Here is a 12,685-nt window from a genome sequence, read left to right as displayed (position 1 = left end):
GGAGGCTGGGGCGCACGGAGCGGCGCCCCAGCAGGGGATGGGCAGTTGAGCGGTCAGCGGTGCGGCCGCGGTGTACGGAGCGACGGAGGTGTGGTGAGGCTGCTGGCCGCCGCAGTAATCGCGCGGGAGGCGCCGGCCGTCCTGGTGAGGGCGGCTGCGGTGCGGCGTTCCTCGGGTGTGGCTGTCGGCGCGGGGGTGGGGAGGTTGGCGTCGCGGCGGATGCGCCAGGTGAGGACGGCGGCGGGCGAGTCGGCGGTGGCGAGTTCGCGGCGGCCTGCGGCGTGTGCGAGTAGGACGGTGGGGTCGTGGCCGGCGGCTTCGGCTTCGGCGAGGGTGGCGGCGAGCGCGTCCCAGCCGCCGTCGCTCAGGATCCGAGTGCTCTGGTCGGTGGGCAGTGTCTGTCGGACGGCGTGTGCCTGACGGTCGCTGACTGGTGGGGGCAGGTTGCGGCCTCGGTGGTCGAGGTGGGCGATCGGCTTGCCGGCGTGGCGCGCGTAGGCGGCTCGGAGGTGGGTGGCGGCGTCGCGGGCGTGGCCGGCCTGGTGCTGGTGGCCCTGGGCGGCGTGCCACTTGGCGATGAGGACGGCGAGCAGGACGAGGCTGGAGAGGATGGTCGCGGCGGCGGTGCCGTCCTCGCCCCGGTTGCCGGTGGGTCCGGCGGTCAGGATGGCGTGGGCGGCGGAGCGCATGGCGCGCCGGTCCGCTCCGGCGGCGTGGCTGTGTGCGAAGGCCGCGTATTCGAGGGCGCGGGCGGCGTGGTTGATCTCCTTGCGGGTGAGGACGGGGCTGGTGAGGGCGAGGGCGTCGAGGATCTCGATGCCGTCGCCGATCGCGGCGGCGGCCCGGTCGGTGTCCTGGTCGTGGTCGAGGGCGGGCAGGGCGTGGTCGATGACGGTGCTGGCCCGGTGGCGGCCGGTGGCCGGCCAGGTGCGCTGGTCGGGGTCCGGGTAGGCGGGCTGGTCGATGCCGGCCGTGAAGCGGGCGTGGATCTTGGGCTGGGTGAGGTCGGCGGCGAGCTTGCTGCCGGAGAACCAGAGCGGCTCCCCGCCCTCGGCGTTTGGGAGGGCGAAGGTGTAGCCGGTCACGTCGCCAGAGGGGGCTCGGCGCACGCCGAGCAGCACGCCGTGGTCGGCGAGCCGGGCGGTGAACTCCTCCTCGTCGGCGGCTCCGGCCAGCGCGCGGCGCACGGCGGTGCGCAGGCTCTGGCGCTGGGTCTCCTCCAGACCGAGGCGCTTGGCCTTGTGCAGTTCGGAGCCCTTGGCGCGCTTGGGGATGGCCGCTCGGTACTCCTTCGTGCGGGTCTCGGCGAGGTCGAGTAGTCCGTACTGGCGCTCGATGCTGGTGAGTTCGTCCTCGACGCGGTACTGGTCGCCGTGCAGGCGGGCCTGGGTGAGGTCGGCGCGCACGGTGGTGGCGAGGATGTGGATGTGGTCGTCGGCGTGGCGTACGGCGATCCAGCGGCAGCCGTCCGGGTCGCCGTCGGGGGTGATGCCGGCGGCGGCCAAGATGCGGCGGGCGATGGTGCCCCACTCCTCGTCGCTCAGGATCCGGTCGCTCACGTCGGCGCGTACGGGCCGGTGGTAGACGTGCTTGGTGATCTTCCTTCCGTACTGGAGGACGTGCAGGTCCAGGGCATCGGCCAGGCGGGCGAGCGTGGCGGTGCGCTCGCCCTGGGGCACGCGTCCAGGGTCCGGCGTGAAGCCGTCCCAGGACGCGACGATGTGCGGGTCGGTGTGCTCGTTGGCCTTGCCGGGACCGAACAGGTACTTGAGCGCCCCGTGGGTGTCGGCACCGTGGATGGGCTTACTGATCAACGGCGCCTCGCCTTCGCCAGGCGCGTCGTCGCGTCGTCGATCGCGCTGATCACCCGGAGGGCCTGGTCGAACGCGCGGTGGAGGGCGTTCGCGGCATCACGCACCTCGGCGGGTTCGAGGCCGATGCCGGAGTTGTGGTCGCGGCCGAGCTGGTTGAGGTTGTTGGCCGCGCCGGCGTACTGGCGTCGCAGCGCGCGAAGCTCGTCGATCGCCTCGTCCAGGCCCGCGTCGCGGTCGCCGATGCCGGCCCCGCCGTCGTCGGACAGCACCTTGAGGGAGAGGTAGTGCGCCACAGTGAGATGCTCGGCGGCCGCGCGCCGCTCGATCTCTGCTTTCGCTTCGGGGCTCACGCGGAAGGAGAGCTTAGTGTGCTTGGGGTTCGCGTCGTCGCGGCGGCGTCGCTTGGGCGCACGGTGGGCATCGGCTCGATCGGCACGGCGCGCAGCGGCGGAGCGTGCGCTGCGGACAGACACGTCGGCAGCGAGCATCGGCGCGCGGTCGGCTTTCGCGGAGAGGGAGTTGGCGTGCTTCTCCTCCAGTGCCGCGCCCTCGCGGTGCTGGTCCGGTGTTGCCGAGTGCGCCCTCGCGCTCGGCAACACCGGCTCGTCCACGCCCTCCTGGGCGTGGACGTCCGCGTCCGGGCCCCGATAAGGGGTCCGGACGCACTTGCTTGCTCCCGCCGAGGTCGAAGGGCGGTCAACTCCCGTTGGGTCCAAGGAGCTTACACCGGTGGCGGTGGCGATGTCGGCGGTGAGGAGCGGGTGCTGGCTCAGGAAGGGCTCTCCTTCGGATGTCGATGACGGCATGGCTGACCGGCGCGGACCTGCGTGGAGGCAGGCAGCGGTGGCCGGGCGCCGGCGTGGATGGGGGATGTGAAAGCTATAGACGCTCGCTGCGTTTCAGCTGTTCCCGCAGCTGGATCACGAGATCATCACGGACTTGGGGTGGATCCGCCAGTCCGCTGATTCGGTCCGCTGGTGCGGGCGGACGGTTGGGTGTCGCTGGTGCGGTCCGCTGGCGTGGGCGGACGGTCCGCAGGTTCGGTCCGCCGTGATGGGCGGATGGTTGAACGGTCCGCTGTCGTGGACAGTCGGTCCGCGGGTTCGGTCTGCTGGTGCGGGCGGACGGTTGGGTGTCGCTGGTGCGGTCCGCTGGCGTGGGCGGACGGTCCGCAGGTTCGGTCCGCCGTGATGGGCGGATGGTTGAACGGTCCGCTGTCGTGGACAGTCGGTCCGCGGGTTCGGTCTGCTGGTGCGGGCGGACGGTTGGGTGTCGCTGGTGCGGTCCGCTGGCGTGGGCGGACGGTCCGCTGATTCGGTCCGCTGGTGCGGACGGACCGCTGGGCGTCGCCGGTCCGCAGGTCCGTCCGCCGTCCGGCCTATCGGCTGGCCGGGACGAGCACGCCGATACTGAGCCCGGCCCTGGTGGCGCGCATCGCTTCCCGGGCGCGGGCGGCACCACCGCGAGTCGCGGCGACACCGCCGCCGACCGCGACCTGTCGTTCGCTGAGGCCGGAGCAGGCTCGGCAGGTGCCTGGCTGTGGCACCGGGTCGTGGCACTTCGCGCACTCGGCATACCGAGCTGTCGGCCGCTGCCTGGGGATTTGGGCAGGTGGCATCTTGCGCCGCAGGCGGTCGCGGAGCATCGCTGCGGGGGAGTGCACGGTCGCGGGTAGGCCGGGCAGCAGGGCCTGGGCCAGTTCGCCGGGCGTGCTGCCGCGTTCCAGCCACTGCGCCACCAGCGGCGCCAGAGCCATCGCCTCGGCCTCGCCCAGCCGCAGGCGGGGCTCGGCCTTGATCACCCGGAACAGCGTCACCGCAGCCGAGCGGGCGCGCTCGTCCGGCACGGCCGGAGCGTCGCGGATCGTGTCGTGGTCTTCCTCCCGCCCTCCCGGTTCGTGGGCGACCTCGGCGTCGGTCGACGGCTCGTCGGCAGCTGCGGCGGGGAGGGAGGGTTCTTTGACCAGGTTCTTTACAACAGGGACGCCAGTATGGCCGGTTGCCGCTTCACCGGAGACCGGACGGGGGACACCCGGCAGGTCCGGCCGCTGCGGCGTATCGAAGACGTGGGCCTCGCTGCGGATCGTCCCGTCCGGCAGCCGCAGCTTCACGACCTGGTAGTACCCGGCGTCCGTCAGTTCCTTCAGGGCCTTGCGGATCGCCCCGCGCCCCTGCTGGCTGCTGTCCGCCATCGCGCGTCCGTCCTCGCGCCAGCCGTCCGGGCGGGAGAGGAGGTCGGCGAGCAGGCCGCGGGCGGTGTAGGTGAGCCTGCGGTCCTGCAGCAGGCTGTTGGGCAGCACCGTGAAGTTACGCACGTGGGCGTTACGATGTACGCGCATTGGGAGTTAGAGCTCCTGTTGCCGGACCCCGGGGTGTTAGAGCACCGCCGGGGTCACCTGTGTTCGGTTGGACTACGGAACGTAGTACACACACTGTCGCACGGGCGAGGGTTCTCTGAGCGACCTCGATCACATTCACGCCTGGCCAGGACGCGCGGTCGCCGCCGAGCACGGCGTGCGAAACGGCCTCTTCGTCGCCCCGGTTCCGCTAGCCTGCCTGGGGTGACCTCAGCGACCCAGGACTCTGCACGCGGTGCCCGATTCGGCGAGATCGTTGACGATCTGAGGGTCATCAGCGAGTCGTTTGGACTTGGCGAGGTCCGGGAGTGCAGCTTCCTGGCGGCCGGCCTGATGAACGGGAACTGGCGGCTGGACACGGCCGAGGGCTCGTTCGCGCTGAAGCGGATCGTTGATGTCCCACTGCCGCTGGCGCGCCGGAATCTCGGCGTCGTGGCTGCTCTCGCAGACAGTGGCCTGCCGGTGGGCAGGGCACGGCTCGCGTCGAGCGGTGACAGCGTGGTGGAGATCGACGGTCGCGGCTACTGCTTGCTCCCGTGGACGGAGGGCAGTCACCTGTCGGGCACCGACCTCACCCTCGACCAGGCTGCCGAGCTGGGAGTGCAGCTCGGCAGCATCCACCGTGGCCTGAACAGCGGGACGGTCTCCGCCGCATTGCCGGAGGCACCGCAGCGGCTGGCAGCCTCGGTGACCACGCCAGAGGCAGCCGTCCAGGAGGCGGATCGTCTGCTCGCGCTCATCGACGGCAGGGAGAGCCGGACGCCGTTCGACGACGAGGCGGCGGTCGAACTGGGCCGCCGAAAGATGCTCCTGAGCAAGTACGGTCACCAGCGCCCGGCCACCGAGGTGGCGACCGGGCCGATCGGCTGGACACACGGCGATGTCCAGCACCGCAACGTGCTGTGGCGCGGCGGCAAGATCGCCGGGGTGATCGACTGGGACCGCATCCGGGTCCGCCCGTTCGGCGAGGAGGTCGCCCGCACTGCCACGGTGCAGTTCGGCGGTGAGGACGGCTTCCTCGACCTGGAGCGGACGTCCGCCTTCGTGGCCGGCTACCGGTCGGTGGTGCCGATCTCGGCGGAGGCGTTGGCGGACGCGGTGGAACGGCTGTGGTGGAAGCGGATGTCCGACTACTGGCAGCTGGTGTTCCACTACGACCGGGACGACCACTCCTGCGATCACCTGTTCCTGCCCGCCGAACGCTTCCTGGCCTGGTGGACCGAGCGGCGCGAGGCGGTCCAGCAGGCGTTCGCGGCTACGCCGTGAGCACCGTGCGGGCCAGTACGGCGGCGAGGGTCTGTGCGACCTGCTGCATGTAGTCCTCGGCTGGGATCTGCGGCACCTTCAGGACGATCATCTGCCGCAGGGCCTTGTAGTAGTTCGGCAGGGACTCACTGGTCGGCGGCCGGTAGGGGCTCTCGGCGACGTGGGGCCAGTAGCGGGCGGCGAGGTCCGGCCGTTGCAGGAGCGGAGTCTGGGTCCAGTCCTCGTACAGGGAGCGGACGGGGATGCCCGCGGCCTTGCACTGCTCGTGCAGCTTCCTCGGGTCTGGCACGCGGACGCTGATCGTCAGCGGGGTGCCGTACCAGCCTCGAACGGAGAGTTCGCCGAGCGCGGGCCAGGCGACCGGCGCGTCGAACTCCTCCAGTGCTGTCCGCAGCACGGCCAGGTTGTGCTCGGCGGCCAGCATCCGGTCCGGCAGTGAGCGCAGTTGCTCGCGGGCGATGACAGCGGACAGGGCGGGCATCCGGTACTTGTAGGCGGCTCCCGTGTCGGCGAGCGGCCGGAGTTCGGGGAGGGTGAGTTCGGTGGCCAGCCGGGCAGGGTGGTGTCCGAGGGTGAGGGCGCGCTCGTAGACCTCGCGGTCGGAAGTGGTCAGGATGCCGCCTTCGCCGCCCGAGACGGCCTTGGACTCCTGCAGACTGAAGCAGCCGGCGGCGCCCCACGAACCGACGCTCCTGCCTTGGTAGATGGCCCCGTGAGCGTGCGAGCAGTCCTCGACGGTCGGCAGGTCGGTCGCCTCGGTGAGCCGGTCCATGCGGGCAGGGATGCCCCAGGTGTGCGTGGCGAGGACTGCGGAGCACGCGTCGGCCACTCCGGCGACGCTGGTGGCGGCGATGTTCGGGCTGTCCGGCTCGATGTCGCAGAAGACGGGGTAACTTCCGGCCTGGAAGATCGCGGTGATGGCGGAGATCCAGGTCATGGGCGACACGGCGACGCCGGCCTGGGGGTTGGCGCCCACCGCGTGGATTGCGGCGTGGAGGGAAGCCGTGCCCGAGTTGAACGACAGCGCGTGGCGGGTGCCGGTCAGGCGGACGAAGGCGGCTTCGAGTGCGTTGGTCGCCGGGCCGCGGTTGATCTCGGAGAGTTGGCCGCTGTCGAGGAGCTTGAGGACGGCGGTCTTCTCGGCCGGTCCGTACTTGGGGGTTCGGGGGAACGGGAGTGTGACCCTGGTGTCGGTCATGGTGTCCTTCCAGGTGAGGCAGGCGCGTGGGTCACGGTCGTCGCCGCTCGGGCGAGTGGCCGTCGGGAGTGACGCGTGGAACGGCGTGGGGATCGCCTTGGTCGAGGTCGTCGAGGTCTGCCTGGATCTGGGCGGCCCGCAGGCGGATCATGCTCTGGTCGTCGCAGGACGCGTGGTGGTGGAGGAGCGAGACAGCGATGCGAAGCCGGAACAGGGACAGCGGCAGCAGGCTCCGGTCCGGAGCCGGGCCGTCGAAGTACCCGGCGAGCAACGCCTCGGTCAGGACGGCCGGTTCTCGCAGGGACCACCCGGCGAGCTCGGCCAGCGGGTCTCCGCCCCGCACGCTCTCCAAGTCGACGACTCCCGTGATCCGGTAGCTGTCGGCGAAGACGTGGCGTCCGACCCAATCACCGTGCAGGAGACGGGGCGTGGCCGACGGGAGATGCTTGGACCCTGTCTGCAGAGCCTGCTGGGCCCGGTGCAGGAGGCTCTGCAGGTCGAGGTCAGGCAGGTTGGGGCTGCTTCGGGACGGCAGGTTGAGGAACCAGCCCTGGATGGTGGCGTGCTGGCCCATTCCGTGGCTGTCGAGCTGGCCGAAGCTGCCGACCTCGATGGCGTGGATCCGGCGGAGCACGTCACCGGCGCGGGCTGCGGCGTCGAGGTCCTCCGGCCGTGGCGGCTCCGCCTCCAACGGCCTTCCCGTGCAACGGGTTTCGACGCACGCCTCGCGGCTGTGCCAGAGGACGTGCGGGGCGGGGACGCCAGCGTCTCTTAGCCGTGTCGACGCCCAGGCGGCGGTCGCATACCGGGAGCGGCTGCCAGCTCGGCGGACCTTGACGACCAGGTCCTGGCCGTCGCGGGTGGTGACGGCGAAGGGCAGGCTGTCCGTCCCCGGCCTCAGCGGCGTGAACTCGGCTTCGGAGGCGTCGAGTCCGGCCGAGGCGAGTGCCTCCAGCAGCAGCGGGTGCGGGCGGATGATGCCGGTGTCAGGGACGGACATCTGGCACCTCGGGTACGGAGACGGGGCGCCGCTCGGTGGCTGAGGACAGCACGGCGTCCAGCAGCGCGATGGATCCGAGGTTGTTTGCGGCGATCACCGGCCCGTCGGCGGCACGGTGGAGGGCGTCCACCATGGTGGTGATGCACTGCTGGTAGGCCGGTGGCCCGGCGCTGCGGCCCGTGGGCTCGGGCGTCCAGCGGGCGGCGAAGCCTTGGCCTTCGACGCGCCAGTCGCCGTTGGCGTCGGTGCGCAGGGACGGATCGGCGATGAACCCGCCTCGGTAGGTGAACAGGGAGCCGTCGGCGAACCGGATGGTGATCACGGCGATCGAGCTGTGAGGCGCGAGGAAGACGACCGGTGTCTCGGTGCAGGTCACCTCCGTCGGCGCTGCCGTGATGAGGGCGCGGATCTGGTCGAAGGCGTGAACGGCGAGGTCGGCGGTGACCAGTAGGGACTGGCTGGTGCGGAACCCTGCAGCAGGGAGCGTGACGAGGGTGTCGGCCGTGACCACGAACGGCGGCGTGCCACTGGCGTGCACGGCGTCGCGGAAGGCCAGGAACCCGGGATCGGCACCACGGTTCTGCATGACAGCCAGCTGCAGGCCGCGCTCCTGGGCGAGGTGCACGAGGTCGAGAGCGTCGGCCAGGCCGAGTGCGAGGGGTTTCTCCGTCAGGACGTGGAGGCCGCGCGACAGGGCCGCCCTGCTGATCCGGTAGTGGTGGTCGGGCGGGGTCAGATTGACGACGACGTCGACGGGCGCGATGGCGAGGGCCTCGTCGAGCGTCGTGGCGAACGCCAGTCGGAGCGCGTACCGGTCGGCCAGTGCGCGGGCAGCGCCCTGGTCGGGGTCGACGAGGACGGCGAAGTCGAGCCGCTGGTCGGCGAGGAGCGAGCGGATCCAGCGGCTCGCGATGTTGCCGCAGCCGATGAGCGCGGCCTTCACCGGGCCTCCTTCGAGCTGTGCTGTGCCGAGTTGCTGTCCAGATGCAGGCTGATCTGTTCCAGGGCGCGCACGGTGAGTTCATCGGGCGAACCGGTTGTGGTGTCGATCGTGGCGACCGCCGGCGCGGTCGGGCTGTCGAAGTAGGCATTGAAGTGCTCAGCGAAGTGCCGGTCGTAGAAGATCGTTGGCATGCCCTTGCGCAGCCGGGCGCGGCGGGTGAGGACGTCCGGGGCGGTGGTGAGCAGGATCGTCAGCTCCGGCACTGCGACCACCCGGTTGGCGACCGCGTTCCGGGCCTGGCCGTCACAGTCGAAGCCGTTTATCCGGCCGACGGCGTGCGCGTGGGCGAGGAGGGTGTCGACGGTGCGGTCGAGGATCACGTCCCTGCCTTCGGCGAGGGCCTGGCGCATCCGGTCGAAGCGGAGCTTCTCGATGTCGAGGAACTGGGCGATGTTCGCCAACTGGTGCTCGGCAGTGAAGGGTTCGGGGGCCGGTAGCAGGGTCGGGTCCGGGCTGGCGTGGAAGTAGCAGGGGACGACGACCGGGCGGTGCAGGTGAGCGGTGAGGCTGATCGCCAGCGTGGTCTTGCCGACGCAACTGACGCCCTCGATGCCGAGGATCACGGGATCTCCCTGTCCTGCGTGGTGGGTGAGCCGGTACGGCGGTTGCTCTTGGGAGCGAGCACCGAGTGCCTGCTCCCGGTGGCCGCCCAGCGGGCGAGCGCGATCATCGGACCGACGCTCTTGAGTAGCGTTCCGGCCAGCGTCTCCGCGCTCTGCCTGGCCGTCTCCCGAGCGGTCAGCGGCCGGCCTTCTGCCTCGGCCAGCAAGCGGACCGGAACCACGACGCCCATCCACAGCGCGGCTGCGGCCGTCGCACGGACCGGCAGGCTCGTACGGGGGCCGAGCGCCAGGGCCAGGCAAGCTGCCGTTGCCAGCGAGACCAGCAGCCAGGCCATGCCGCGGTAGACGCCGACGCCCAGTGCCGCTGCATGGTCGAGGCGGGTTCCGTGGCCCTGGCCGTGCCAGCGCACGGCGCAGTGCGGGTAGTCGAGGTAGCACTGGAACCATCGCTCGCTCTGCGACAGCAGCTCCGGAAGGTACTCGGCCGCTGCGGCCGCGGAGGTGAACGGGACGCTGTCCACCGGGATCCGGCCCATGGTGAGCCGGTAGCCGAAGGCTACGTCGTCCAGCACGGTGAACATGGGCAGTCCGCCGGCCGCGCGGTAGACATCCGCTCGAACCAGCAGGCCGTGGCCGACCGTCTGCGCCAGGCCCCGCGTAAGGGCCTCGCGCAGCGGGGACCGGGCAGGGCGCCGCACGGAGCGGGCGTAGTGCCGGAGGTTGGGGATCTCTCGGCGGATCGTCCAGAGGGTCTGGGCGCGCGCGGCACCGCGGCACAGGCTTCGCTCCCACCAGGTCGCGGCGGCGTCCTGGGTGACGAACCGGGCGGACTGCTGGACGACGAATGGGAGTTCGCCGGCGACGGCTTGGCGGCTACCGAGGAACTCGGCCGTCCGCCGCAGCAACTCCGCACTCGGGCGCGAGTCCACGTCATAGATGGCGATGTACTCCGCGGCCGAGGCGGCTCCCAGCTGCTCGACGGCGGCGTTGACCTGTGCGGCCTTCCGCCCGTCGCCCTCGTAACGGACGTGCCGGATCGGCGGCGCGGGCTGCTCGACGAGGGCCATCTCCCAGTCCACGACCTCCGCCGTCAGCGGGAAGGCCCACAGGACGGAGGCGGCCCTCGCCCGGGTGAGCGCGTCCTCGCCAGAGTCGCGCAACTCCTGAGCCAGCGCTGCGATCTCGTCGTCGGCGAGCTGCGGGAACCGCTGGACGGTGAGGTCGCCTTCCGCGGCTCCGACGAGCTGCTCGACGAGGTGGTCGCGCTCGCGCCCTTCCCGGTCTGTGGAGACCAGGGTGAGCGTCGATCCGGGGTAGTCCCGCAGGAGCGGGACGAACCAGGTCAGTGCGCCGGCTATCTGCTGCTGCTCGCGCAGCACCGGGATGACCACGTGCAGGACCATCGGCGATGTCGGCATCGGGGAAGGCGTGCCGCCTGGCGTCTGGTCGACCCACTGGAGGGTCTGCCGGATCTGCCGCAGACCGCCCGCGTTGCGCGCGGCTACGGCTGCCGCGATCCACCAGGTCGGGCGTTGCCAGAGCGGCTTCTGGGCGTTCACCGGCGCTCACCCCGGCTGACGCCGTCGTGGAATCGGTGGTAGCTGTCCCGGAGGATCCCGGCCGGGTAGTCCTCCTGCCAGGGCTTGTCCGGACCCGCGAAGTGCACCAGCGCGGCAGTGCGTTCGTCCTCCAGGAGCTGCGCGAGAGGGCTGTCCGCCTCGGCGTAGTGGACGAATCCGGGCTGCTCGGCCTGCGGTGACATCGCGAAGGTGTTCCAACGCCGTTCCAGCCGGTACCAGTTGTCGACCACCGCCCAGTTCAGGGCGTCCTGGTCCCAGAACCGGACCTTGTCGGGGTGTTCGGACAGGAACTGCCGGGACCGCTCGAAGATGCCGAGCTCACCGCAGCGATCGAGGTCGATGAGCATGACGCCGCTGTTGAAGTAGTCCCGCCCATACGGGACCCCGAGCTCCTCCCAGCCCGGCAGCTGGATGCCTCGGCCGATGACGGGATTCTGCGGGTCGCGCACCGCGCCGATGGGCCGGCCGTCCAACGACTGCCGCAGCAGCGGACGCAGGTCGCCGAGCACCATGGTGTCGGCGTCCAGGTAGAGCACCCGCCGCTCGTCGGGGATGACCTCGGGGATGGCGAGACGGAGGTAGACCGCGCCGCTGACCCAGTCGGAGACCGGATAGCGGGGGTCGGTCAGGGGTGCCGGCCGTAGCTCGGTCCGCAGGCCGATCCGGTCGGCGTCCCGCAGGATGGCCGATCGGTTGGCCTTGCTGATCTGCTGGTCGAGGACGATCAGGCGCAGCTCGGTGACGGCGCTGCGGTGGGCTGCGGCGATCGACTGCATCAGCGTCCGCAGCGGACGGGCGTAGCCGTCGTCAACGCCGCAGACGAGCGGCGGCAGTGTGGTCGCGGTGGTGGTCATCGGGCGTCGCCCCCTGCGGCGGCAGGCGCGGTGCCCGTTTGGTCGACGGGGTTCTGCCGTACCCAGTCGAGGGTCTGGCGCAGACCGTCGCGCAGCGCTGTCGTGGGCTTCCAGCCCAGGTGGGTGAGGGCGTTCGTGATGTCCGGGCAGCGGCGCTTCGGGTCGTCGACCGGCAGCGGGACGAAGGCTACGGCGGAGGCGGAGCCGGTCATCGCCCTGATCTCCTCGGCGAGTTGCAGCACGGTGATCTCGTGGGGATTGCCGATGTTCACCGGCCCGGTGTGGTCGTGGGCCGCTGCTGCGAGGAGGCCCTCGACGGTGTCGGCCACGTAGCAGAGTGAGCGTGTCTGGCTGCCGTCGCCGGCCACGGTGATCAGCGTTCCGCTCAGCGCCTGCTGGATGAAGGCCGGCACCGCGCGGCCGTCGTCGGCACGCATCCTGGGACCGTAGGTGTTGAAGATCCGGACTATCCGGGTGTTCGCGCTGCCTGAGCGCTGAAAGCACGACGTCAGTGCCTCGGCGTAGCGCTTCGCCTCGTCGTAGACGCTGCGGGGGCCGATCGGGTTGACGTGGCCCCAGTACTGCTCGGCCTGCGGGTGCTCGAGCGGGTCGCCGTACACCTCGGACGTGGAGGCCAGCAGGAACCGGGCGCCCTTGGCCTGGGCCAGCTCCACGGCGTTGAGCGTCCCGAAGGCGCCCACCTTCAGGGTGGCCAGCGGGTGTCGGGCGTAGTCGACCGGAGACGCGGGCGAGGCCAGGTGGAAGACGAAGTCCACCGGGCCGGTCACGGCGAACGGATGCGTGACGTCGTCGGCCCGGAGGTCGAACCCGCCGGCCGAGCGGAGGCTCGACAGGTTGTCGAGGCGACCGGTGAGCAGGTTGTCGACGCCGATGACCTCTGCGCCGAGGTCCAGCAGACGCTCGCACAGGTGGGAGCCGATGAACCCGGCGGCGCCTGTGACGACTGCGGTGCGGTCGGCGAAGGCGTTGGTCAGCGCGGTGCTGGCAGGGCCTCGTGAGGCCAGGGCGGCTGCTTCTGGGCGTGTCACAG

Annotated in this window: 11 protein-coding genes; 1 reads left to right on the top strand and 10 read right to left on the bottom strand. The window is 71.2% G+C overall.

Going from position 1 to position 12,685, the window contains the following annotated elements:
- Nucleotides 1–53 precede the first annotated feature (53 nt).
- The 3 genes from OG500_RS19270 to OG500_RS19260 all read right to left on the bottom strand — a co-directional run bounded on the left by OG500_RS19270 (nucleotide 54) and on the right by OG500_RS19260 (nucleotide 4,152).
- Complete coding sequence (locus OG500_RS19270; RefSeq protein WP_329581969.1) at nucleotides 54–1,814, bottom strand: relaxase/mobilization nuclease domain-containing protein; 1,761 nt, start codon at nucleotides 1,812–1,814, stop codon at nucleotides 54–56.
- Nucleotides 1,811–2,425 (bottom strand): plasmid mobilization protein, encoded by a 615-nt coding sequence (locus OG500_RS19265; RefSeq protein WP_329581966.1) that lies wholly within the window; start codon nucleotides 2,423–2,425, stop codon nucleotides 1,811–1,813. Before OG500_RS19265 ends, OG500_RS19270 begins: the two co-directional genes overlap by 4 nt.
- 767 nt (nucleotides 2,426–3,192) lie before the next feature.
- Complete coding sequence (locus OG500_RS19260; protein ID WP_329581963.1) at nucleotides 3,193–4,152, bottom strand: hypothetical protein; 960 nt, start codon at nucleotides 4,150–4,152, stop codon at nucleotides 3,193–3,195.
- 222 nt (nucleotides 4,153–4,374) lie between these two features.
- Between OG500_RS19260 and OG500_RS19255 the strand changes: the two genes are divergently transcribed.
- Nucleotides 4,375–5,436: a phosphotransferase gene (locus OG500_RS19255; protein ID WP_329581960.1), complete on the top strand. Its 1,062-nt coding sequence runs from the start codon at nucleotides 4,375–4,377 to the stop codon at nucleotides 5,434–5,436.
- On the opposite strand, the gene OG500_RS19250 is transcribed toward OG500_RS19255, so the two are convergent.
- Genes OG500_RS19250 through OG500_RS19220 form a run of 7 tightly spaced genes read right to left on the bottom strand, consistent with a single transcriptional unit; the run spans nucleotide 5,426 to nucleotide 12,683 of the window.
- The gene (locus tag OG500_RS19250; protein WP_329581957.1) at nucleotides 5,426–6,634 is read right to left on the bottom strand and encodes a DegT/DnrJ/EryC1/StrS family aminotransferase; all 1,209 of its coding nucleotides are present in this window, start codon (nucleotides 6,632–6,634) and stop codon (nucleotides 5,426–5,428) included. The two genes, OG500_RS19255 and OG500_RS19250, sit on opposite strands and share 11 nt — an antisense overlap.
- A 31-nt stretch (nucleotides 6,635–6,665) precedes the next feature.
- Nucleotides 6,666–7,634, bottom strand: a complete 969-nt coding sequence (locus tag OG500_RS19245) for a phosphotransferase family protein (RefSeq protein WP_329581954.1) — start codon at nucleotides 7,632–7,634, stop codon at nucleotides 6,666–6,668.
- Complete coding sequence (locus OG500_RS19240) at nucleotides 7,621–8,577, bottom strand: Gfo/Idh/MocA family protein (RefSeq protein ID WP_329581951.1); 957 nt, start codon at nucleotides 8,575–8,577, stop codon at nucleotides 7,621–7,623. Before OG500_RS19240 ends, OG500_RS19245 begins: the two co-directional genes overlap by 14 nt.
- The gene (locus OG500_RS19235; RefSeq protein ID WP_329581946.1) at nucleotides 8,574–9,200 is read right to left on the bottom strand and encodes a hypothetical protein; all 627 of its coding nucleotides are present in this window, start codon (nucleotides 9,198–9,200) and stop codon (nucleotides 8,574–8,576) included. Before OG500_RS19235 ends, OG500_RS19240 begins: the two co-directional genes overlap by 4 nt.
- Nucleotides 9,197–10,759, bottom strand: a complete 1,563-nt coding sequence (locus OG500_RS19230) for a hypothetical protein (protein WP_329581943.1) — start codon at nucleotides 10,757–10,759, stop codon at nucleotides 9,197–9,199. The genes OG500_RS19235 and OG500_RS19230 overlap by 4 nt, the downstream gene beginning before the upstream one ends.
- Entirely contained in the window at nucleotides 10,756–11,634 is an 879-nt protein-coding gene (locus tag OG500_RS19225) for a glycosyltransferase family 8 protein (RefSeq protein ID WP_329581940.1), read from the bottom strand. The genes OG500_RS19230 and OG500_RS19225 overlap by 4 nt, the downstream gene beginning before the upstream one ends.
- The gene (locus tag OG500_RS19220) at nucleotides 11,631–12,683 is read right to left on the bottom strand and encodes a UDP-glucuronic acid decarboxylase family protein (RefSeq protein WP_442907043.1); all 1,053 of its coding nucleotides are present in this window, start codon (nucleotides 12,681–12,683) and stop codon (nucleotides 11,631–11,633) included. Before OG500_RS19220 ends, OG500_RS19225 begins: the two co-directional genes overlap by 4 nt.
- Nucleotides 12,684–12,685 lie beyond the last annotated feature (2 nt).

It is taken from the genome of Kitasatospora sp. NBC_01250 (genome assembly GCF_036226465.1).
Lineage (GTDB): Bacteria > Actinomycetota > Actinomycetes > Streptomycetales > Streptomycetaceae > Kitasatospora.
Note: the sequence above shows the minus strand (reverse complement) of the source record. Positions and strands in the feature narration are given on the sequence as shown.